This is a genomic window from Lentzea jiangxiensis, from assembly GCF_900104175.1.
In the GTDB taxonomy this organism is placed as follows: domain Bacteria; phylum Actinomycetota; class Actinomycetes; order Mycobacteriales; family Pseudonocardiaceae; genus Lentzea; species Lentzea jiangxiensis.
The window spans coordinates 238543-258383 of record NZ_FNIX01000006.1 but is presented as its reverse complement, the minus strand read 5'-3'; the positions used below and the strand labels follow the sequence as shown (position 1 = coordinate 258383).

19 protein-coding genes, 2 tRNA genes and 1 other RNA gene are annotated in these 19841 nt (G+C 69.1%); 14 read left to right on the top strand and 8 right to left on the bottom strand.

Features of this window, described 5'->3' with window-relative positions:
• Positions 1–528: a M48 metallopeptidase family protein gene (locus BLQ91_RS20325; protein WP_090098608.1), complete on the top strand. Its 528-nt coding sequence runs from the start codon at positions 1–3 to the stop codon at positions 526–528.
• Positions 529–599: 71 nt separating this feature from the next.
• Here BLQ91_RS20325 and BLQ91_RS20320 read toward each other — a convergent pair whose 3' ends face one another.
• Positions 600–1940: a zinc-dependent metalloprotease gene (locus BLQ91_RS20320; RefSeq protein ID WP_090098606.1), complete on the bottom strand. Its 1341-nt coding sequence runs from the start codon at positions 1938–1940 to the stop codon at positions 600–602.
• Positions 1941–1984: 44 nt separating this feature from the next.
• Between BLQ91_RS20320 and BLQ91_RS20315 the strand changes: the two genes are divergently transcribed.
• The gene (locus BLQ91_RS20315) at positions 1985–3064 is read left to right on the top strand and encodes a YlbL family protein (RefSeq protein WP_245733690.1); all 1080 of its coding nucleotides are present in this window, start codon (positions 1985–1987) and stop codon (positions 3062–3064) included.
• Between the two features lie 556 nt (positions 3065–3620).
• Here BLQ91_RS20315 and BLQ91_RS20310 read toward each other — a convergent pair.
• Complete coding sequence (locus BLQ91_RS20310) at positions 3621–4160, bottom strand: PPA1309 family protein (protein ID WP_090098601.1); 540 nt, start codon at positions 4158–4160, stop codon at positions 3621–3623.
• 94 nt (positions 4161–4254) lie between these two features.
• On the opposite strand from BLQ91_RS20310, the gene BLQ91_RS20305 reads away from it, so the two are divergent.
• The 3 genes from BLQ91_RS20305 (at position 4255) to BLQ91_RS20295 (ending at position 7675) form a co-directional block, all read left to right on the top strand.
• Positions 4255–7257, top strand: a complete 3003-nt coding sequence (locus tag BLQ91_RS20305; protein WP_090098598.1) for a UPF0182 family protein — start codon at positions 4255–4257, stop codon at positions 7255–7257.
• Between the two features lie 51 nt (positions 7258–7308).
• Positions 7309–7382: transfer RNA gene (locus BLQ91_RS20300), tRNA-Met, on the top strand.
• A gap of 219 nt (positions 7383–7601) precedes the next feature.
• Positions 7602–7675, top strand: a tRNA-Met gene (locus BLQ91_RS20295).
• 114 nt (positions 7676–7789) lie between these two features.
• On the opposite strand, the gene BLQ91_RS20290 is transcribed toward BLQ91_RS20295, so the two are convergent.
• On the bottom strand, positions 7790–7999 hold the full coding sequence (locus BLQ91_RS20290) for a hypothetical protein (RefSeq protein WP_090014114.1): 210 nt from the start codon (positions 7997–7999) through the stop codon (positions 7790–7792).
• A gap of 386 nt (positions 8000–8385) precedes the next feature.
• Between BLQ91_RS20290 and BLQ91_RS20285 the strand changes: the two genes are divergently transcribed.
• From BLQ91_RS20285 to BLQ91_RS20260, 6 genes are all read left to right on the top strand, one after another.
• Complete coding sequence (locus BLQ91_RS20285; protein ID WP_089921819.1) at positions 8386–8886, top strand: PadR family transcriptional regulator; 501 nt, start codon at positions 8386–8388, stop codon at positions 8884–8886.
• Between the two features lie 60 nt (positions 8887–8946).
• Positions 8947–10050 carry a peptide chain release factor 2 gene (prfB, locus tag BLQ91_RS20280; RefSeq protein WP_090098595.1) on the top strand — a complete coding sequence of 368 codons (1104 nt, stop codon included), beginning with the start codon at positions 8947–8949 and terminating at the stop codon, positions 10048–10050.
• Between the two features lie 177 nt (positions 10051–10227).
• Positions 10228–10917, top strand: a complete 690-nt coding sequence (ftsE, locus tag BLQ91_RS20275; RefSeq protein WP_030470385.1) for a cell division ATP-binding protein FtsE — start codon at positions 10228–10230, stop codon at positions 10915–10917.
• A 40-nt stretch (positions 10918–10957) separates the two neighbouring features.
• On the top strand, positions 10958–11860 hold the full coding sequence (gene ftsX, locus BLQ91_RS20270; protein WP_090098594.1) for a permease-like cell division protein FtsX: 903 nt from the start codon (positions 10958–10960) through the stop codon (positions 11858–11860).
• 30 nt (positions 11861–11890) lie between these two features.
• A complete protein-coding gene (gene smpB, locus BLQ91_RS20265; RefSeq protein WP_090098592.1) occupies positions 11891–12367 on the top strand; it encodes an SsrA-binding protein SmpB in 477 nt (158 codons plus the stop codon).
• Positions 12367–13194, top strand: a complete 828-nt coding sequence (locus tag BLQ91_RS20260) for an amidohydrolase family protein (protein WP_090098589.1) — start codon at positions 12367–12369, stop codon at positions 13192–13194. Before smpB ends, BLQ91_RS20260 begins: the two co-directional genes overlap by 1 nt.
• On the opposite strand, the gene BLQ91_RS20255 is transcribed toward BLQ91_RS20260, so the two are convergent.
• Positions 13179–13820, bottom strand: coding sequence for a response regulator transcription factor (locus BLQ91_RS20255; protein WP_176959845.1), 642 nt, complete (start codon positions 13818–13820; stop codon positions 13179–13181). The two genes, BLQ91_RS20260 and BLQ91_RS20255, sit on opposite strands and share 16 nt — an antisense overlap.
• Positions 13808–15046 carry a sensor histidine kinase gene (locus tag BLQ91_RS20250; RefSeq protein WP_425412505.1) on the bottom strand — a complete coding sequence of 413 codons (1239 nt, stop codon included), beginning with the start codon at positions 15044–15046 and terminating at the stop codon, positions 13808–13810. The genes BLQ91_RS20255 and BLQ91_RS20250 overlap by 13 nt, the downstream gene beginning before the upstream one ends.
• Before the next feature lie 121 nt (positions 15047–15167).
• Between BLQ91_RS20250 and ssrA the strand changes: the two genes are divergently transcribed.
• Positions 15168–15545: a transfer-messenger RNA gene (gene ssrA / locus BLQ91_RS20245) on the top strand.
• A 176-nt stretch (positions 15546–15721) separates the two neighbouring features.
• Here the strand turns inward: ssrA and BLQ91_RS20240 are convergent.
• Positions 15722–16666 (bottom strand): saccharopine dehydrogenase NADP-binding domain-containing protein, encoded by a 945-nt coding sequence (locus BLQ91_RS20240; protein ID WP_090098587.1) that lies wholly within the window; start codon positions 16664–16666, stop codon positions 15722–15724.
• Positions 16667–16719: 53 nt separating this feature from the next.
• Between BLQ91_RS20240 and BLQ91_RS20235 the strand changes: the two genes are divergently transcribed.
• Both BLQ91_RS20235 and BLQ91_RS20230 read left to right on the top strand, forming a co-directional pair.
• Positions 16720–17664, top strand: coding sequence for a GlxA family transcriptional regulator (locus BLQ91_RS20235; RefSeq protein WP_090098585.1), 945 nt, complete (start codon positions 16720–16722; stop codon positions 17662–17664).
• Positions 17665–17692: 28 nt separating this feature from the next.
• The gene (locus tag BLQ91_RS20230) at positions 17693–19105 is read left to right on the top strand and encodes an amino acid permease (protein ID WP_090098584.1); all 1413 of its coding nucleotides are present in this window, start codon (positions 17693–17695) and stop codon (positions 19103–19105) included.
• Here BLQ91_RS20230 and BLQ91_RS20225 read toward each other — a convergent pair.
• Together BLQ91_RS20225 and BLQ91_RS41435 are read right to left on the bottom strand one after the other, a co-directional pair.
• Positions 19090–19692 (bottom strand): HD domain-containing protein, encoded by a 603-nt coding sequence (locus BLQ91_RS20225; protein WP_245733688.1) that lies wholly within the window; start codon positions 19690–19692, stop codon positions 19090–19092. The genes BLQ91_RS20230 and BLQ91_RS20225 overlap by 16 nt on opposite strands.
• A complete protein-coding gene (locus BLQ91_RS41435; protein WP_176959844.1) occupies positions 19689–19832 on the bottom strand; it encodes a hypothetical protein in 144 nt (47 codons plus the stop codon). The genes BLQ91_RS20225 and BLQ91_RS41435 overlap by 4 nt, the downstream gene beginning before the upstream one ends.
• Positions 19833–19841: the final 9 nt, after the last annotated feature.

The window sequence follows — 19841 nt, the reverse complement described above, 5'->3', positions numbered from 1 at the left end:
ATGGCCGAACCGCGGGTGGAGGTGCGGCGGAGCTCCCGGCGCCGCCGCATGGTCAGCGCGTACCGGGAGGGCGACACCGTCGTCGTCCTTCTGCCGGCACGGATGACCAAGGGGGAAGAGAAGCACTGGGTGGCGGAGATGTTGAGCCGCCTCCAGCGCAGCGAGACGCGCAGGAAGTCCCCTGCGCGGACGTCGGACGAGGCGCTCATGGCCCGGTGCGCCGAGCTGTCCGAGCGCTACCTGGACTCGCTCGCCGACCCGGTGAGCGTGCGCTGGGTGCCGCCCATGCGCACGCGCTGGGCGTCGTGCACGCCGACCGAGGGCACGATCCGCGTGTCCGAGAGGCTGCGCGACGTGCCGCCGTGGGTGCTGGATTACGTGCTCGTGCACGAGCTGGCGCACCTGCTGGTTCCAGGGCACGGCAAGGACTTCTGGGAGTGGGTGCACCGCTACCCGAAGACCGAGCGCGCGATGGGTTTCCTCGAGGGGCTTTCAGCCGCCGCAGGCTGGGGCATCTCCGAGGACTGACGAGCTGCTACGCGAAGCGCCCGGCGAGGGTGTGCTCGCCGGGCGCTTCGCATGTTCGCTGAAAGGAGGTGTCAGCCCGCGTCGGGCTTACCGCCGTCTTCGGGCTCGCTCTCGGGCTTGCCACCCTCGGCGGGCTTCTCGCCGCTCTCGCGCATCGTGCGCTCGAGCTCGGCGATCGGGTCCTCGAGGGCGTTGCGGGTGTTCGTGAGGCGCTCGGCGAACTCCAGCGGGTCGTCGAGGTCCTCGGCGGTCGGGACGAGCTCGGCGTGCTCCCACACGCTGTCGCGCACCTCGACGCCGTGCTGGTCGCCGATGAGCTTCCACAGGGCCGAGGCCGCCCGCAGCTTGCGCGGCCGCAGCTCCAGGCCGACGAGCGTGGCGAACGTCTGCTCGGCGGGACCACCGGAGGCGCGGCGGCGACGCAGCGTCTCGCGCAGGGCCGGCGCTCCGGGCAGGCGGTCGGCGACGGCCGCGTCGACCACGACGTCCACCCAGCCCTCGACCAGCGCGAGGAGCGTCTCGAGGCGGTTCAGCGCCGCCTTCTGCTCCGGGGTGGTCTGCGGTTCGAGCAGGCCCGAACCCATGGCCTCCTCGATGGAGGCGGGGTTCGACGGGTCGATCTGGCCCGCGAGCTGCTCCAGGGCGGAGGTGTCGACCTTGATGCCCTTGGCGAACTCCTCGACGGTGTCGAGCAGGCGCTGCCGCAGCCACGGCACGTGCGTGAACAGGCGCTGGTGCGCGGCCTCGCGGGCGGCGAGGAACACCATGACCTCGGACGCGGGCCGCTCCAGGCCCTCGGTGAACTTCTCGATGTTCGCGGGCAGCAGCGCCGCCGTGCCCTCGGGGCCGAGCGGCAGGCCGACGTCGGTCGAGGTGAGGACCTCGGAGCCGAGCTGCGCCAGCGCGTTGCCCAGCTGCGAGCCGAACGCCATGCCGCCCATCTGCCCGAGCATCGACAGCAGGGGACCGGCCGCCTGCTTCGCCTCGGCGGGCATGGCCTCGACCCAGGCGCCGGACATGCGCTGCGCGACCGGGTCGCACAGGCGCTGCCAGGTCGGGATCGTGCGCTCGATCCAGTCGCGCGCGGTCCACGCCTGCGTCGTGCGCGTGCCGGCGGGCAGCGACGTCACGGGGTCGAGCCACATCTCGGCGAGGTGCACGGCGTCGGTGACCGCGCTCGACTGGTCGGCGGCGAAGCCGATCGTCGTCGCGGTGGACGACAGCTGCTGGAACGCGATCTGCTTGGCTAGGTCGTAGTTGACCGGCCCGCTCGACGTCCCGGCGCTGCTCAGCATGGCGCCCAGCTGGCTCAGCATGTTGCCCAGCTGACTGAAGTCGAACGGGTTGTCTCCCGGCTTCCCGCCCTTGTCGTCGGGGTTGTGCGGGCTGAACCCGAACGGCACGTCACTCATGCCTCTACCGTACGCGGATCGACATGGTCGTACGCTGTTCAGCCGTGAGTGAAACCGTCACGACCGCACCCCCGCCCGAGCCCCCGCCGAGGGAGCGCGGGCTGACCCGCCGGACGTGGACGCTGGTCGTCAGCTTCCTCGTGGTGGCGGCACTCGGACTGCTCGGCGGTTTCGCCAGGGTCCCGTACGTCGCGCTGGGCCCCGGCCCGACCTACGACGTGCTCGGCAAGGTCAAGGACACCGACGTGGTCGCGGTCGACGGCCAGAACACGTTCCCCACCAACGGAACGTTGCGCATGACGACGGTCTCGCTCACCGACGACGTGTCGCTGTTCGGCGCTCTGGGCCTGTGGCTGTCCGGCCGCTACGCCCTCGCGCCGCGCGAAGAGTTCTTCAAGCCCGGCGAGTCCGAGCAGCAGGTCCAGGAGAACAACGAGCGCGCGTTCAGCGAGTCGCAGACCTCCGCCGAGGTCGCCGCGCTCGACTACCTCGGCTATCCGGGCAAGGTGATCGCGAACCAGGTCACCAAGGGCAGCCCCGCCGACAACGTCATCCCGCTCGGCGCCCGCATCATCTCGGTGAACGGCAAGCAGGTGCAGAGCTCCGCCGACGTGAGCGCCTCGCTGGAGAACACCAAGCCGGGCGACCGCATCGAGGTGGCGTTCGAGAAGGACGGCAACTCCCAGTCGACCCAGCTCACCCTCGGCACCCGCGACGACGGCCGCCCCGCCGGTTTCATCGGCATTTCGCCGGTCGACCGCGCCGACGTGCCGTTCAAGATCAAGATCAGCTTGTCCGACGTCGGCGGCCCCTCGGCCGGCCTGATCTTCGCCCTGGCGATCGTCGACAAGCTGACGCCGGGCGAGCTCAACGCCGGCAAGTCCATCGCGGGCACCGGTGAGATCGCGGCCGACGGCACGGTCAAGCCCATCGGCGGCATCGCGTTCAAGATGGTGGCCGCCAAGGAAGCGGGCGCGACGGCGTTCCTCGTGCCCTCGGCGAACTGCCAGGACGCGAAGCAGCAGGCGCCCGCGGACCTCAAGCTGATCAAGGTCGAGAACCTGAAGGACGCCGTGTCGTCGCTGGAGGCGCTCAGCTCCGGCAAGGACACGCCGAGCTGCTGACCCGCTCGGCTCCGGCCCGGACGGCGATTACCCGTCCGGGCCGGCGAACCGGCGCGGACGGGTAATCGCACCGCGGCTCGGGGCGTGCCGAGGTCGGGTGTCTCGTCAGCCCGCCCGGTGCGGGCTGACGCGGGTTCGACGAGGCTGGAACGCGGGCACGCCGTCATCGGTCGGGGTGACGCAGTGGACCAGCGGCGGGTCGGCGGGGCGAACCGGCCCGCGGGTGCGATGGCGCTCGACCGGCGGTGTGCGGCGAACGGCCCACGGTGCGATGACGCGAGACCGGCGGTGTGCGGCGAACGGCCCGCGGTGAGACGACGCTCAACCGGGCGTGCGCGTAGTGCCGTTGCGCGACGCGGCGCGCTTTCGCAGGGGTACCCCCGAGCTGGGAACCCCTGCATCTCAACGTACTCAGGGGGTCCGACAAGATCGGGATGGCGCCTCGGAACGTTCGCGCAGGTGCGCGGCCTGTCCGCTCGCCGCGAACAGCGCACAACGAGTTGACAACCCCGGCGCGGTCATGCGCCGGGGTTGTGCCAGCCTGGGGGTGTGACGACTAGGGCCGCAGCGTGGCGAGCAGCGCGTCGGTGAGGTTGGGCGCCAGCTCGGGGTGCTCGACGACCTCCTCCGGCACCTCGACCGTGCCGCGCAGCCTCAGCACGCAAAAGACCGAACCGTCGCGCAGCACGGCCGCCACCAGGCGTGCCTCGCGGCGTGACGGGTGCTCGGCGGCGAACCTGCGGGCCGCCTCGTCGTCCAGGTCGCCGTGGCTCAGCTCCGTCTCCGCCTCCGGGGGCAGCACCACGATCTCCTGGGCCAGGGCGCAGCCGGTGACGGCCGGGGGCCACTCGATGCCCGCGAGCGCGTCGCCCAGGTCGCCTTCCAGGGAGTCCTGGGCGATCGGGGTCAGCGGGCTCGACTGCGGGTCGAGCTGGTCGCGCAGCTCGGGCTGCTGCTCGATCAGGTCTGAGGTGGCCACGAGGGCGAAGAGTTGCGGTGGCTGCTCCCAGCCGCCTGCCGCTACGAACTCCTCGACCTCGCGGGCGACCGTCGGGAGGATGACCGCTGGCGTTTCACTCGCTGACACGCGTGTCATCGTAAGACTGCGGACTTCACGGGAACCCAGGGCGTCGTCCGTAGAGTTGGACTAAACGTACGTATCGATTTACCGCGATCCAGGAGCGTGCCTCGTGGCCACACGGCCTCCGGTCGGACTGCCGAAACTGTCCCGACGCAGCCGAATACTGCTCATCGTGGGTGTTGTGCTCCTGTTCGGTCTCATCACGGGATCGCGGCTGCTGGACACCTACGTGAACTGGCTGTGGTTCGGTGAGGTGAAATTCCGCGACGTCTACAGCACCGTGCTGCTCACCCGCCTGGGGCTGTTCGTGGCCGTCGGCGTCGTGGTCGGCGGCATCGTCGCGCTGAACCTCTACCTCGCGTACCGGTCGCGCCCGGTGTTCGTGCCGGTGTCCGGGCCGGACGACCCGGTGGCGCGCTACCGCACCGTCGTGATGCGGCGGATGCGGCTGTTCTCGATCGGCATCCCCGTGTTCGTGGGGCTGATCGCGGGTGCGTCGGCGCAGGCCGACTGGCAGCAGATCCAGCTGTTCCTGAACTCCCAGCCGTTCGGGGTGACGGACCCGCAGTTCAAGCTCGACATCGGCTTCTACGCGTTCCAGCTGCCGTTCTACGAGTGGCTGCTGTCGTGGCTGTTCATCACGACGGCCGTGTCGTTCATCGGCGCGGTGATCGCCCACTACCTGTTCGGCGGCATCCGGCTGGCCGGTCGCGGCGGTCAGCTCTCCGGGCCGGCGCGCCTGCACCTGGCGCTCATCGCCGGCGCGTTCGTGCTGCTGAAGGCCGTCGCGTACTTCTTCGACCGGTACTCGCTGCTGCTGCACGAGAACGAGAAGTTCGTCGGCGCGAGCTACACCGACCTCAACGCGGTGCTGCCCGCCAAGCTGATCCTGCTGTGCATCGCGGTGTTCTGCGCCGTGGCGTTCTTCGCGGGCGCGTTCATGCGCAACGTGCAGCTGCCCGCCATCGCGACCGTGCTGCTGGTGCTGTCGAGCGTGCTCGTCGGTGCCGCGTGGCCCGCGGTGCTGGAGCAGTTCTCGGTCAAGCCGAACGCCATCCAGAAGGAAGCCGAGTCGATCACCCGCAACATCGCGGCGACGCGGCAGTCGTTCGGGCTGACCGACGACAAGGTCGAGACGAAGCCGTACGACGGCAAGCAGAACGTCACGAACGACCAGGTCAAGACCAACGACGCGGGGACGCTCGGCAACATCCGCCTGCTCGACCCGGCGGTGCTCTCGCGGACCTTCACGCAGTTCCAGCAGCTGAGGCCGTTCTACGGGTTCCCGAACAAGCTCGACGTCGACCGGTACACAGTGGACGGAAAGCTCCGCGACTACATCGTCGCGGTGCGCGAGCTCAAGCTCGACAGCCTGCCGCAGGGCCAGCGCGACTGGATCAACCAGCACCTCATCTACACGCACGGCAACGGCTTCGTCTACGCCGAGGCGAACAAGGTGAACGCGGTCGCCGACGAGTCCAACGGCGGCTACCCGGACTTCAAGACCGGTGAGGTCAAGTCCAACGGTGACATCGGCAACGACCCGAAGGGCATCAAGGTCGACCAGCCCCGCACGTACTACGGCGAGCTGTTCGGCGTGAACGACTACTCCATCGTCGGCGGCCGCCCGGCCGGCTCGGCGGCGGAGTACGACACCGACGCGAAGTCCTACACCTACACCGGCACCGGCGGCGTCCCGATCGGCAGCCTGTTCAACAAGCTGGCGTTCGCGGCGTACTACGGCGAACGGAACATCCTCTTCAACCAGTCGATCGCCGACGAGTCGAAGATCCTGTTCAAGCGCACCCCGCGCGACCGCGTGCAGGCCGTCGCCCCGTGGCTCACGGTGGACAGCGACCCGTACCCGGCCGTCGTGAACGGCCGCATCACGTGGATCGTCGACGGGTACACCACGCTCGAGAACTACCCGTACGCGCAGCGCACGCAGCTCGGTGACGCGACGAACGACTCGCTCACCGCGGACGGCGTCGTCATCTCGCAGGTCAACAAGCCCGTCAACTACATCCGCAACTCGGTCAAGGCCACTGTGGACGCCTACGACGGCACCGTGAGCCTGTACCAGATCGACGACAAGGACCCGGTCCTCAAGGCGTGGATGGGCGTCTTCCCGGGCACGGTGAAGCCGGGCAGCGAGATCTCGAACGAGCTGCGCCAGCACTTCCGCTACCCCGAGGACCTGTTCAAGGTGCAGCGGCAGATCCTGTCGAAGTACCACGTCTCGTCGCCGTCGGACTTCTACTCCGGTGTCGCCTACTGGGCGCCGCCGCAGGACCCGACGATCGACAACGTGACGACGGCCGACGCCCAGCGCGACGCGGCGAGCAAGCGCCGTGACGCCCAGCCGCCGTTCTACGTCCTCGCCGGCGACCCGAACGACCCGAGCAAGGTCCGCTTCCAGCTGACCAGCCCCCTGGTGCGCGAGAACCGCGAGTTCATGGCGGCGCACGTCTCGGTCGGATCCGATCCGGACAACTACGGGAAGATCAGCGTCCTGCAGCTCAGCCAGGACGCGAAGGGCCCGCAGCAGATCCAGACGCAGTTCCTCACCTCGGACAACGTCAGCCGCGAGCTCAACCTGCTGACGCAGCAGAAGACGACCGTCGTCTACGGCAACCTGCTCACGCTGCCCGTGGGCGGAGCGCTGCTCTACGTCGAACCCGTCTACATCGAGCGCGCGTCGAACAACACGTCGTACCCGCAGCTGTCCAAGGTGCTCGTCTGGTACGGCGACCGGGTCGGCTACGCGTCCACGTTGAACGAGGCGTTGGACCAGGTGCTCAGCGGCGCCGGTGCCGTCGTGCCGCCGCCGAGCGACAACAACGGCAACGGCCAGACCTCCACGCCGCCGTCGACGACGCCGCCGGTCAACGGATCGCTCAGCCCCGAGCTGCAGAGGGCGGTCAACGACATCGACGCGGCGCTGGCCGACATCAAGAGGGCCCAGCAGAGCAGCAACTTCACCGAGCTCGGCCAGGCCTACGCCAAGCTGGACGACGCGACGAAGAGGTTCAAGCAGTACAACACCGGTGCTCCCGCGGCGCCGGCGACGAGCCAGTCCTCGGTTGTGCCGAGCCCCACACCGTCGGGCTGACCTGACGATTTGCTTTATCCGCTCCACCCCGCGTAGAGTTCCAATTACCGACGCGGGGTGGAGCAGCTCGGTAGCTCGCTGGGCTCATAACCCAGAGGTCGCAGGTTCAAATCCTGTCCCCGCTACAAGGCAGAAGCCCGGAGCCATCAGGTTCCGGGCTTCTTGCTTTTCGACAACTGGATCCATCGTCTCGACGGTGCGTGGCTTACGCTGTCGCGGTAGTCGCCCGAAGTGCTGCTCGTACGGCGCTGACCAGCGAAAACACGCTTAGCGGGGGGTGGTGGAAAAGCGGTTTTCGGAGGGTGTAGAGTTCTACTCACAACAGCAAGACAAGCAAGAAGCGGCGCGGGGTGGAGCAGCTCGGTAGCTCGCTGGGCTCATAACCCAGAGGTCGCAGGTTCAAATCCTGTCCCCGCTACTGATCAGAAGGCCGGAGTCATCAGACTCCGGCCTTCTGCTTTGTCGTGTTGAGGATCGAGCTCGATTCCACTCCGGGGCGAGGCCCCGGCCGCAGGTGGCCCGGCGGGGTCTTTCAGGTCATGTTCTCCGCCCAGTACTGCGCGCACAGCATGCTGGAGCAGATGCGGCCCTCGCCGTTGACCGTGCGGTGCTTGCGGATCTGCTTGCCGCACACCATGCACTCGTCCTTGCCGGCCTGCTCCGGGATGCCGCCCGTCATCCACGCCCTGGTGTGCGCCGCCACCTTCTTGTGGTCCAGCCACTTCAAGTTCAGGTTCTTCACCGGTCCCGACCTCCGTCGTCCGCTCCGCCTGTCTGGCAGTGATCATTTTCCCGGCTCCGCAGGCGTGGGAAAGAGGAGCGCGCGGACATCACCAGGTCGTGCGACGAGATGCCACGACCGTCCATTCGGGTGGCTCCGGCCGGTGAGAGTCGTACCGCCGATCGAGTGAGCCCGGATGCGTTTCGTTTCTGCGAAAGGCTTTTTCCAGCCGGGATGGACACGGACGGTCAAGCGGCCAAACGCGTGAGGCTGCAAAACTGCCGCTTACTCAGCGAGACTTTTCGTTGCTCCGCATGGCCCATCGGACTAGCCCGGTGATCAGCCACAGTGGACAGAACGGCTGACCATTGTGGACAGCTTCCCCCGGACGTGGGAACGTTGTTGACGTGTCAGACCTCAATGCGACCGCAGCCGCCCTGCTCGGGCTGCTGCACGACGGACCCAAGACCGGTGGCCAGTTGGTGGCGGAGGCAGGAGACCGCTTCGGCGCGTTCTTCAGCGTGACCCGCAGCCAGGTGTACCGCGAGTTGCCCGCGTTGGCTGACCAGGGCCTGCTGCGCCTCGGCAAGCAGGGACCGCGGTCGAGCCAGCAGTACGTGCTGACGGCGGCGGGCAAGAAGGCCTTCAAGAACTGGCTGCTGTCCGAGCCCGGCCCGGACCACCTGCGCAGCCCGCTCATCCTGCGCCTCGTGCACGCCGGCTCGCTGACCGCGAAGCAGCGCGAGTCCCTGATCACGACCGCGCGCACGACGTACGGCCAGGAGCAGGAGAGCGCGAAGAGCGCGGCCAAGACGGCGGAGGACCCCTACGCCAAGGCGGTGGCCGAGTTCGGTCTCGCCCACGCGAAGGCCGTCCTCAAACTGCTCGACGCCATCCCCACCGCGTAAAGGGGGCGCCATCGAAGCACCGGTCGCGTACGACGGCCGGTGCTGGCGTAATCTTTTTGCGTGAACCCGGACGTCGAAGCAGACATCAAGGACCTCTCCGCCACCCTTTCGAGCATCGAGGCGGTGCTGGACCTCGATGCGCTGCGTGCCGCTGTCGCGGACCTGGAGGCGCAGGCGACCCGCCCGGACCTCTGGGACGACCAGGAGAAGGCGCAGAAGGTCACCAGCCAGCTCTCCCACAAGCAGGGCGAGCTGCGCCGCGTCACCGGCCTGCGCCAGCGCCTCGACGACCTCCCCCTGCTCTACGAGCTCGCGGAGGAGGCCGAGGACGCGGACGCCCTGGCCGACGCGGACAACGACCGCGTCAAGCTGCGCGACGAGATCGCGAGCCTCGAGGTGCGCACGCTCCTGTCCGGCGAGTACGACGAGCGCAACGCGCTGATCACCATCCGCGCCGAGGCCGGTGGCGTCGACGCCGCGGACTTCGCCGAGATGCTGCTGCGCATGTACTCGCGCTGGGCCGAGCGCCACAACTACGGCGTCGACGTGTTCGACACGTCCTACGCCGAAGAGGCCGGCATCAAGTCCGCCACCTTCCGCGTCAGCGCCCCGTACGCCTACGGCACGCTGAGCGTCGAGCAGGGCACGCACCGCCTCGTGCGCATCTCGCCGTTCGACAACCAGGGCCGCCGCCAGACGTCGTTCGCCGGCGTCGAGGTCGTGCCCGTCGTCGAGCAGACCGACCACGTCGAGATCGACGAGAAGGACCTGCGCGTCGACGTGTACCGCTCGTCGGGCCCCGGTGGCCAGGGCGTCAACACGACGGACTCGGCGGTGCGCCTCACGCACATCCCGACCGGCATCGTGGTCTCCTGCCAGAACGAGCGCTCGCAGCTGCAGAACAAGGCCACGGCCATGAACGTCCTGCAGGCGAAGCTCCTCGAGCGGCGCAGGCAGGAGGAGCAGGCGAAGATGGACGCGCTGAAGGACTCCGGTTCGAGCTGGGGCAACCAGATGCGCTCCTACGTGCTGCACCCGTACCAGATGGTCAAGGACCTGCGGACCGAGCACGAGGTCGGCAACCCGTCCGCGGTGCTCGACGGCGAGATCGACGACTTCCTCGAGGCCGGCATCCGGTGGCGCAAGCAGTCCCAGCAGGCGTAGCGCGCGCCTGATCTGAGTCGAAGAGCACGTTCCGCCCGGACGAGGGTGGGACGTGCTCTTTTCGTGGACGGGTCGTGCCAGGTCGGACACGCCGCGTCGACCTTCGAACCGCCCTTTCGGTGCGCGAAGTTAACCGGAACGGGGGCTTTACCCCGGCCATGAGTAGACTCGCGCCTCGTGATTCGTCTCGAACACGTTTCCAAGGTCTACAAGACCTCCACGCGTCCCGCGCTCGACGACGTGTCCGTCGAGATGGAAAAGGGCGAGTTCGTCTTCCTCATCGGCCCCTCGGGGTCGGGCAAGTCGACGTTCCTGCGCCTGCTGCTGCGCGAAGAGGTGCCGACCAGGGGACGCGTCTACGTCTCCAACTTCGACGTCGCCAAGATGTCGCGGCGCAGGGTCCCCCGCCTGCGCCAGTCCATCGGCTGCGTGTTCCAGGACTTCCGCCTGCTGCCGACGAAGACGGTCGCCGAGAACGTCGCCTTCGCGCTGGAGGTCATCGGCAAGCCCCGCAACACCATCGTCAAGGTGGTGCCGGAGGTGCTGCAGCTGGTGGGCCTCGACGGCAAGGAGGACCGGTTCCCGACCGAGCTGTCCGGTGGTGAGCAGCAGCGCGTCGCGATCGCCCGTGCGTTCGTGAACCGGCCGCTGGTGCTGATCGCCGACGAGCCGACCGGAAACCTGGACCCCGACACGAGCCAGGACATCATGTTGCTGCTGGAGCGGATCAACCGCACCGGCACGACCGTCATCATGGCCACCCACGACCACGGCATCGTCGACTCGATGCGCCGCCGCGTCGTGGAGCTGTCGTACGGCAAGGTCGTCCGTGATGACGCGCGCGGCGTTTACGGCGTCGGCCGCTAAGCGCTCCTAGATCCCCGACCCCCAAGGAACCCCGCCCCCGATGCGTACCAGCTTCGTGTTCAGCGAGGTCGTCACCGGACTTCGCCGGAACGTCACGATGACGATCGCGATGATCCTCACGACCGCCATCTCGCTCGGGCTGCTCGGCGGTGGCCTGCTCGTCGTCCGCATGGTCGACAAGATGCAGGCCAACTACGCGGGCAAGCTCGAGGTCTCCGTGCTGCTGACCAACGACGTCAGCGCGAACGACAAGGACTGCACGCAGCAGCCGTGCGCGGGTCTGCGCTCGCAGCTGGAGCAGACCTCCGGCGTCGAGACCGTGGTGTTCCAGAACCGCGACGAGGGCTTCGAGCGCTTCAAGCGCATCTTCGAGGCCCAGCCCGAACTGCTCAAGCTCGCTCGGCCGGAGGCCATCCCGGCGACGTTCCGCGTCAAGCTCGAGGACCCGGAGCGCACCGACGTCATCAAGCAGGCCTTCGAGGGCAAGCCCGGTGTGAAGGGCGTCGACGACCAGGGCAAGTTCCTCGAGCGGTTCTTCGACGGTCTCAACGGCCTGCGCGACGTCGCCCTGATCCTCGCGCTCGTCCAGGCGTTCGCCGCGCTGCTGCTGATCTCGAACACCATCCAGGTGTCGGCGTTCACCCGCCGCGTCGAGGTCGGCATCATGCGACTGGTCGGCGCGACCCGGTGGTACACGCAGCTGCCGTTCCTCATCGAGGCGGTCGTCGCGGGCATCATCGGCTCGGTCACCGCGGTCGCCGGCCTGGTGCTGTTCAAGGCGTTCTTCCTCGACCGGATCACCAGGAACCTCACCGAGTCGGGGATCATCCCGCCGATCGGGTACCTGGACATCCTGATCGTGTCGCCGTGGCTGTTCCTCGTCGCGATAGTCATCTCGGCGACCACCGGTTACGTGACACTCCGCCTCTACGTGCGGCTTTAAGCGCTTTGCCGACCACGTAAAGTTGTCGCCATGGTCAAGGAACGCGGGCAGAAGGTCATCGCGTCGAACCGCAAGGCTCGGCACGACTGGTCCATTCTGGACACCTACGAGGCGGGCATTCAGCTCGTCGGCACCGAGGTGAAGAGCCTGCGCATGGGCCGGGCCTCCCTGGTGGACGCCTTCGCCCAGGTCGACGACGGCGAGATCTGGCTGCACGCGCTGCACATCCCGGAGTACGTCGCGGGCACCTGGACGAACCACGAGGTCCGGCGCAAGCGCAAGCTCCTGCTGCACAAGGCGGAGATCGAGCGGCTGATCGGCAAGACCAAGGAGTCCGGTCTGTCGCTCGTGCCGCTGCAGATGTACTTCAAGGACGGCTACGTCAAGGTCGAGATCGCCCTCGCGAAGGGCAAGAAGTCCTACGACAAGCGCCAGGACCTGGCGAAGCGCGACGCGAACCGCGAGATCGCCAGGGCGCACGGACGAGCCCTGAAGGGTCGCTACTGATGGCATTGGTGGACGTCCACGTCCACTTCATGCCGCAGAACGTCCTGGACAAGGTCTGGGCGTACTTCGACCGCGTGCGCGAAGCCGGTGTCGACTGGACCATCCGGTACCGCACTGACGAGAACGCCCGGCTCACCGCACTGCGGGAGCTGGGCGTTTCCGCGTTCGCACCCCTGGCCTACCCGCACAGGCCGGGCATGGCGCGGTGGCTGAACGACTGGGCCGCCGACTTCGCGGCACGGGTCCCCGAGGCCGTGCCGACGGGCACGTTCTACGCGGAGCCGGGCGCCGAGGCGTACGTGCGCGAGGCGCTGGAGGCCGGTGCGCGGTGCTTCAAGTCGCACGTCCAGGTCGGTGGCTACGACCCGCGTGACGCGCTGCTCGACGGGGTCTGGGGCCTGCTCGCCGAGGCGGGCGTCCCGGTGGTCGTGCACTGCGGTGACGGGCCGGTACCGGGGGAGTTCACCGGGCTCGGCGTCTTCGAAGAAGTGCTGAAGAAGCACCCGCGGCTGACGGCCGTCCTCGCGCACGCCGGGATGCCGGACTACTCGGGTGCGTTGGACCTCGTGGAGCGCTACCGGAACGTGCACGTCGACACGACGATGGTCGGCGTTCCGTTCACGGAGCAGATGACGCCGTTGCCGGCCGACTGGCGTTCGCGGATCGCGGGCCTGGCCGACAGGGTGGTGCTGGGCAGCGACTTCCCGAACATCCCGTACCCCTACGAGGTGCAGATCGACGCCATCAGGTCGTGGGGCCTGGACGCCGCCACCGAGCAGTCGGTCCTGCACGACAACGGCGCCCGTCTGCTTCAGCTGTCGAGGTAGGTCAGAACGGCGCGCACGCGGCGGTGCTCGGAGTTCGACGGCTCCAGGCCGAGCTTGGCGAAGATGTTGCCGACGTGCTTCTCGACGGCGCCGTCGGACACGACGAGCGCCCCGGCGATCGCCGTGTTGGACAAGCCCTGCGCCATCAGCCCGAGCACCTCGCGTTCGCGGGGCGTCAGCGAGTCGACGGGGCTCTTCTTGCTGCGCACCATGAGCTGCGTGATCACCTCGTGGTCGATGCTCGTGCCGCCGTCCGCGACCCGGCGCACCGCGTCGACGAACTCCTTCACGTCCGCGACCCGTTCCTTGAGCAGGTAGCCGACGCCGCTGGCACCGCCCGCGAGGAGCTCCACGGCGTAGCGCTCCTCGACGTACTGCGACAGCACGAGCACCGGCAGCCCGGGGAAGCGGCGGCGAGCCTCGATGGACGCCCGCAGGCCCTCGTCGGTGAACGACGGAGGCATCCGCACGTCCACCACGCACAGGTCGGGCCGGTGCTCCGTGACGGCGTCGAGCAGGTCGTCGCCGTTCTCCACCGCCGCGACCGTCTCGATGCCCTCGTCGGCGAGCAGCCTCTGCACGCCCTCCCTCAGCAGCACCGAGTCCTCGGCGATCACCACGCGCACGGCAACTCCGCTCGAATCACGGTCGGCCCACCCACGGGGCTGACGACGACAACCACACCGTCGATCGTGGCAGCCCGGTCCGCGAGCCCGGCGAGCCCGCCGCCCGGCCTCAGCTCCGCGCCGCCCTGACCGTTGTCGGTGACCTCGACCAGCACCCCGGTGTCCACCCTGCTGACCCGAACGGTCGCCTTGGTGCCGTTGGAGTGCTTGGTGATGTTCGTGAGCGCCTCACCGACGGTGAAGTACGCGGCGCTCTCCACCGCTGTCGGCGGCCGCGGGTCGACGTCGACCTGCAGGTCGACCTCGATCGGCACGCGGGCGGCGAGCGCGGACAGCGCGGCGTCGAGCCCCCGGTCACCGAGCACGGACGGGTAGATGCCCCGCGCGAGGTCGCGCAGCTCCCGGATGGCCTCCTTGGCGTCCGAGTGCGCCTCCGCGATCAGCACGGCCGCGCCCTCGGGATCGGAGTCCAACTTGGACTTCGCCCGGCCCAGGCCCATCGCCACGGCCACCAGCCGCTGCTGCGCGCCGTCGTGCAGGTCGCGCTCGATGCGCCGGCGCTCCGCCTCGGCCGCCTCGACCCCGCGCGCCCGGCTGGACTGCAGCCGTTCCGCCTCGACCGCGAGCTCGTCCGCCCGCGTCGGCCCGAGCATGGCACGGGCGAACCTGCTGTGCAGCACCCCCAGCGACCGGGTGCCGATGACCGCGAACGGGATCAGCGCCAGCCCGATCAGCGTGACGGGCAGCGCCGACACGAACGAGTCGATGGTCCAGAACTCACCGACGACCACCGCGAACGGCGCGTGGCCGATCCAGAACGGCACGGCGATGAACGCCGCCGCCACGGTCCACATCGCGAGGACCGCCGCGAACTCGAGAACGCCCACCGGCAGGAGCAACAGCAGGTAACCGTAGTCGCGCCACGTCGCCGGATCGGTGAACTGGGCCTTCCACCGCACCCACAGCGAGCCCTCCGGCCTCGCGCGGTACGGCGCGGGGATGTCCGTGCGCAACGCCGCCCCGACCCACGCCCGCTCCACCGTCGCACCGACCCGCACGGCGTTCATCGCGAGCCACAGGATCGGCAGACCGACCCACAGGACCGAGGTCGCGAACCCGACCGCGGTCAGCACGACGGCGAGGGTGAACCAGAAGATGCCGGTCACCAGGTTGGTCAGCAGGTAGAACCCGGCTGCGAGCGCGTTCGGTTTCCTCATGACGTCCATGCTGTCGTTACCGCTGGTCAGAGACCATCCGGCTGGCTATCCGGTCGGTGGTGGGGACAGCCCTACCCGCCTCGGGAAGAACTCGGTGGCCCGACTCGTTATGCTATGCGTACCACTACAAGGGGGTGAACGGTTTCGACTGTGGACGTTGATTCAGGGGAAGCGTGCCGGTGCAGGCGAGAGACCACCGTTAAGCGTCATCGCAAACCAATAAGCGCCACGTCTAACGACAAGCGCACCGCGTACGCTCTCGCTGCCTGACAGCGGAGCTAGCGGTTGTCGGCCTAGGAGTGCCTTCGGCCTAGTGTCCGGCATCAGCTAGAGGGCTTACCAGCAGTCCCGGTCGCGGGGGCTGTTCGGGACACTCACAGCGACTGGGCCCGTCACACTTGCTCGTTCGCGTGACAAGTGGGGCCGAGCAGAGGCAGAGCGAACTGCGCACGGAGAAGCCCTGATGAACCGCCACAGGACCCGGGTTCGATTCCCGGCACCTCCACTCGATGGGTGAGTGCTGTTCGTGGACAGCACTCACCCGTTCTCGTTCCGGCTGTCTTCTGGGGGCCGAGCCCCCAGACCCCCAACCGGCGGGCTCCGCCCCCGGACCCCCGGGCCGCCTCGTCGCTTCGCGACATCGGGGCCCCTACCTGGCGGGGGCTCGTCGCGTTGCGACATCGACTACTCGACTGGTTGCGGCTTGCCGTTCGGTGCGGTGGTCTGGATGACGGCTGCCATCGTGGCCAGGAAGTCGGCGGCGTCGAACATCGCTCCCGCTGATGCCGCTCCGGTGATGTGGAAACGGCCTGTCAGCAGGCGTTCGGTCGCCTCCACGGCCAAAGGGGCGCTCACGGCGTAGATGTCCTTGCCGGAGGCGGTCATCCGGCGTTCCTCACCGGCCCGGCGCACGACGACGTCGACCTCGAACGTCTCGGGCTCGCGGCGCTCGGCGCCCTCGCTCAGGCCCCGCGCGGCGGTGGCCGACATGTACGAGGTCACCGACGGGATCGCCAGGTGGCTGGGGACCGTGACGACGTCCGCCATCGAGAACTCGCCGACGACCTCGCGCGGTCCGCCGGGGAACTCCCACCGCAGCGTCGGAGGGGCGTCGGAGTGGTACCGCAGCGAGCCGTCGCGGAACCGGACGCGCTGGCCGCCGCGGCGCTCGCGGGAGACCGCGCCGGCGGTGAGCGTGCCCGGCGTCGGCTGCCAGCCGCTCAGGCCGTACGCGACATGCGCCTCGTCGGCCTCCGTCCAGTCACCCATCGCGGCGGTGGCCAGCAGGTCCGCGAGGCCGCCGAAGAACGCCATCGCGGGCACCACCGGGACCGAGGCGCCGCGGGTGAGGGTGTCCGCGTTCGCCTCGATCTCGGCCGCCACGTCCACGTACGGGATGCCGGCGCGTTCGGCGGCGGCGATCAGCGGAGCGGCGGTGACGGCGAACGGGCCGGCCGTGTTGATCACCGCGTCGGCGCCCGCCAGCGCGCGGTCGAGTGCTGCCGGGTCGTCGGCGGTGGCCTGCGCGCGGCCGAACGGCAGAGCGCCGAGGCCGCGCTTCTCCAGTTCCGCCACCACGAACCGTCCCGTGGTTCCCGAAGCGCCGTAGACCGCGATCTTGTGTCCCATGTGGACCAGTCAAGCCCGGCGGGCGGCATCGGGCGAGTGTCTGGAACGACACGATGCGTACACTTTCGGACATGCTCGCGTTCGCCGTCACCAGCGGGATGCTGCACTTCGAGCTGACCGCCACGTACGAGATCTTCACCGCGCCGCAGCTCGACTACGACGTCAGGATCTGCGGTGACCAGCCGGTTCGGCTCGGCAGGTTCTCGCTGGAGCCGGACCTGCCGCTCGACCGGCTCCGCGCGGCGCACACCGTCGTCGTCCCCGCCGTCGAGGACGTCGACGAGCCCCTCGACCCCGAGTTCGTCCAGGCCGTCGGAGCGGCCCACGACGAGGGCGCGCGGATCGTCTCGCTGTGCACGGGCGCGTTCGTGCTGGCGGAGGCCGGACTGCTCGACGGGTTGAGGGCGACGACGCACTGGGGTCACACCGACGAACTCGCCAGGCGGTACCCGCGGGTGGAGGTCGACCCGGACGTGCTCTACGTCGACAACGGCCGGGTGCTGACGAGCGCGGGCAAGGCGGCGGCGATCGACCTGAGCCTGCACGTGATCCGCAACGACCACGGCACCGCGACGGCGAACACGGCGGCGCGCAGGCTCGTGGTGCCCCCTCACCGCGACGGCGGCCAGGCGCAGTTCGTCCTGGCGCCGGTGCCGTCCGGCGAGGGGCACCCGCTCACAGAGCTGTTCGACTGGGTCTCCGCGCGGTTCGACCAGATGATCACCGTCGAGGACATGGCCCGGCAGGCGAACATGAGCTCGCGGCACCTCGCACGGCTCTTCCGCGCGGTGACGGGCACCACCCCGTTGCAGTGGCTGCACACCCAGCGGATCCGGCGCGCACAGGAGCTGCTGGAGATGACCGACGACAGCGTGGACCTGATCGCCGAGGCGTCCGGGATGGGCACGGCCACGACGTTGCGCCGGCACTTCCACCGGTCCGTCGGTGTGCCGCCGGACACGTACCGCCGCACGTTCCGGCCGATCGGTGGCCGGTAGGTCGCGCAACGGGCGTTATGTTGACCGGATGAGCAACGGACAGCGCATCGGGGCGCGGGTGTTGCGGCGCAAGCCGATCGACCAGCTGACCCATCCCGGCGGCGAACTCAAGCGCACCATGGGGGTCGGCCACCTCACCATGATCAGCATCGGTGCCACGCTCGGCACCGGCATCTTCGTCGTGCTGGGGGAGGCGGTGCCACTGGCCGGTCCCGCCATCGTCGTGTCGTTCGTGCTGGCGGGCATCACCGCGTTGTTCTCCGCGCTGTCGTACGCCGAGCTGGCGGGCCTGATCCCCGCGTCCGGCTCCTCGTACTCCTACACCTACGCGACTCTCGGCGAGATCGTCGCGTGGGTCTGCGGCTGGTGCCTCGTGCTCGAGTACGGCGTCTCGGTCGCGGCGGTCGCGGTCGGGTGGGGGCAGTACGTCAACGAGCTGCTGCACCTGCTGACGGGGCTGCGGATCCCCGACGTGCTGAGCCAGCCGCCGGGGGCGGGCGGCGTCGTCAACATCCCCGCCGTGCTGGTCGTGGTCATCTCGATGCTCGTCCTCCTCGGTGGAGCCAAGGGGAGTGCGCGCACGAACACGATCCTGGTGTGGGTGAAGGTCGGCGCGCTGGTCATGTTCTGCGCGGTCGCCTTCACGGCGTTCAAGGCGGGCAACTTCGCGCCGCTGTTCCCGCTGGGGCTGGCGGGGATGAGCGCCGGGGCGGCCACGTTGTTCTTCTCCTACATCGGCTTCGACGCCGCCTCCACCGCCGGCGAGGAGGCCACGAACCCGCAGCGCGACCTGCCGCGCGCGATCATCATCTCGCTGGTGGTGGTGACGGCGTTGTACTGCGCCGTCGCGCTGGCCGCGGTCGGCGCGATGCCGTGGCAGAGCTTCGAGGGCACCGAGGCCGCGCTAAGCCGGGTGCTGACGGACAACACCGGCAGCACGATCTTCCCGGTCCTGCTGTCGGTCGGAGCGGTCATCGCGATCACCTCGGTGGTGCTGACCGTCCTCTACGGACAGACGCGCATCCTCTACGCGATGTCTCGCGACGGCCTGGTGCCGCCGCTCTTCTCGAAGCTCAGCCCCCGCACCGGGGTGCCGTTCGCGAACACCGTCGTCGTCGGCCTGTTCATCGCGGTGCTCGCCGCCCTGGTGCCCCTGGGAGCACTGGCCGACGCGACGAGCATCGGCACGCTGTTCGCGTTCGCGCTGGTCAACATCGCGGTGATCATCCTGCGCCGCACCGAGCCGCACCGCGAGCGCAGCTTCCGGGTGCCGCTCTCGCCCGTGACCCCGTTGCTGGGTCTCGGGTTCTGCGTCTACATGATGTTCAGCCTCGGGCTGGACACGTGGGTCGCGTTCCTCGGCTGGATGGTCCTCGGGTTCGTCATCTACTTCGGCTACAGCGTGCGCAAGGCCCGCCTGGAGGTTCAGGCCAGGGACTGAAGCTCCCGCGCCAGGTTGGTCCGCGCGGCGGCGCCCCACAGCTGCCGCGCGGGCTCGGTCACGAAGAGGTGCTCGCGGTCGAGCAGGGTCCTGAGGACCTTCGACCGGCCCGCGCGCCACGTCTCGTCGTCGTAGCGCGAGTACTCCTGGCGCACGGCGAGGCTGTAGCGCTCGTAGTGCTCCGGCTCCGAGCCGAGGATCGCCAGGTCGGCGTCGAGCAGCACGTGCGCCAGCGGGTCGTCCGACGAGTGCGTGATCGTCGCCAGCACCAGCGACTCCACGCGCCGCACGTGCGCCTCTTCCAGGTCTGCCAGGCGTTCGCGCGCCCAGGCGGCCGACGCGCGCTCGTCCTCACCCGGTTCGCCGTCGTAGATCACGTCGTGGGCGCACGCCGCCAGGGCGAGGATCGCGCGTTCCTCCGCCGAGAACGCGAACGCGTCGGCCAGCGCCGACGAGTCGCGGACGACCGACACCACGTGGAAGGTGTTGTGGTAGGTCCGGTGCGGTTCGGCGTAGCGCTCCATCAGATCGCCCGCGTCCGGCGCACCGCCGAGCGTGCGTACCGCGTCGTCCCAGATCCGTCTCACCGCGCCAGCTCCTCCTCGACGACGTCCGCTGCGGGCCTGCTGCCGCCCGCCCGGTGAATCATCCGCTGCCCGTTCCTCACCCGCGCGGCGATCGCGGAACCAGAGGACAGCTGTACCAGGAAGATCGCGCTGTGCGCCACAGGCGGTCG

Coding starts and splice junctions, on each gene's coding strand:
- BLQ91_RS20325 (WP_090098608.1), top strand. CDS start 1: ATGGCCGAACCGCGGGTGGAGGTGCGGCGGAGCTCCCGGCGCCGCCGC.
- BLQ91_RS20320 (WP_090098606.1), bottom strand. CDS start 1,940: ATGAGTGACGTGCCGTTCGGGTTCAGCCCGCACAACCCCGACGACAAG.
- BLQ91_RS20310 (WP_090098601.1), bottom strand. CDS start 4,160: ATGACACGCGTGTCAGCGAGTGAAACGCCAGCGGTCATCCTCCCGACG.
- ftsX (WP_090098594.1), top strand. CDS start 10,958: ATGCGTACCAGCTTCGTGTTCAGCGAGGTCGTCACCGGACTTCGCCGG.
- smpB (WP_090098592.1), top strand. CDS start 11,891: ATGGTCAAGGAACGCGGGCAGAAGGTCATCGCGTCGAACCGCAAGGCT.
- BLQ91_RS20260 (WP_090098589.1), top strand. CDS start 12,367: ATGGCATTGGTGGACGTCCACGTCCACTTCATGCCGCAGAACGTCCTG.
- BLQ91_RS20250 (WP_425412505.1), bottom strand. CDS start 15,046: ATGGACGTCATGAGGAAACCGAACGCGCTCGCAGCCGGGTTCTACCTG.
- BLQ91_RS20240 (WP_090098587.1), bottom strand. CDS start 16,666: ATGGGACACAAGATCGCGGTCTACGGCGCTTCGGGAACCACGGGACGG.
- BLQ91_RS20235 (WP_090098585.1), top strand. CDS start 16,720: ATGCGTACACTTTCGGACATGCTCGCGTTCGCCGTCACCAGCGGGATG.
- BLQ91_RS20230 (WP_090098584.1), top strand. CDS start 17,693: ATGAGCAACGGACAGCGCATCGGGGCGCGGGTGTTGCGGCGCAAGCCG.